At 44.7% G+C, this 1,291-nt stretch carries 1 pseudogene; it reads left to right on the top strand.

Annotated features, from left to right (window positions below):
* Positions 1-1,269, top strand: a pseudogene (locus tag ACM0OZ_RS48890) (ISAs1 family transposase); the annotation flags it as partial.
* Positions 1,270-1,291 lie beyond the last annotated feature (22 nt).

The following is a 1,291-nucleotide window of genomic DNA, read 5'->3' as shown; positions in this document are numbered from 1 at the left end:
GTTCACCACGTAAAACTAATGTCCATTCGAGCGTACCCAGTGCTACAGCACTTACAGAGCAAATGCACTCGTTTTTTAGTGAAATAGAAGATCCCCGTGTTCAACGCACCCGTGCCCACTTGTTAACAGATATTTTAATTATCGGAATTTTATCAGCGATTGCCTTCGGCAGTGCGCGGAGCGCAATCGCCGGAGGTAAGGGATGGGAAGACATGGAGAATTATGGGTTGAGCAAACATGATTGGCTAAAGGAATTTTTAGCTTTACCTAACGGTATTCCTTGCCCAGATACCTTTCGACGAGTATTTGAACGGATGAACCCTAAAGTATTTGAGCGTTGCTTTCAGAGATGGGTACAATCAATAGTTGAAACAATTGGAGCGCAAGTAATTCCCATTGACGGCAAAACTCTCAGAGGTTCCTACGACAGAGAGCAAAAGAAATCGGCTTTGCATTTAGTTAGTGCATGGGCGAGTGAACATCGCCTTGTTCTGGGGCAAGTTAAGGTGACAGATAAATCGAATGAAATCACGGCAATTCCTGCCCTATTAGAACTGCTTGACCTGACTGGCTGCATTATCACGATTGATGCAATGGGTACACAAACGGCAATTGCGTCTCAAATATATAACGCCAAAGCTGACTATATTTTAGCACTTAAAGCCAACCATCCTACACTTCATGGGCTTCGTCTTGGCTTGGTTTGACCAAGCGATTGCCCAAGGGGCACTGCCGAAGGCAATCGCTCGAAAATTTGAAGGCGTTTCCTTTAGCTACAACGAACGGGTAGAAAAGGGACACCATTGTACTGAAAAAAGACAAGTTTGGAGCGTCCCAGTTTCTCAACTACCACCTTTGCATCAACAATCTGATTGGATCGGTCTGAAGACCGTCGTGATGGTGGTGCGGATTCGGCACTTATGGGACAAAACCACCCGTGAAGTCCAGTTTTATTTGACCACTTTGGAAAGCGATGCTTGTAAGCTAGGGCAGGCTATCCGTCTACATTGGGGCGTTGAGAATGGTCTACATTGGACAATGGATGTCACTTTCAATGAAGATGCTTGTCGTATTCGTACTGGATATGCACCATACAACCTTGCTCTGCTCAGACGCATTGCCCTTAATGCTTTAAATCGAGAGCTATCTTTGAAACGTAGTAATCGCCAAAAGTCTAATCGAGCAGCAATGGACAATAATTATATGCTCACTATTCTTGCGGCTTGTTTATATCAACATCATGATGCTTCTTTTTCCGCTTGTCAATAGCGTTTGAGACGCGCTTACCCTG

It is taken from the genome of Scytonema sp. PCC 10023 (assembly GCF_963920835.1).
Classification (GTDB): Bacteria; Cyanobacteriota; Cyanobacteriia; order Cyanobacteriales; family Nostocaceae; genus Kalymmatonema.
The sequence above is the reverse complement of the archived record's forward strand: the minus strand, read 5'-3'. Positions and strand labels throughout refer to the sequence as shown.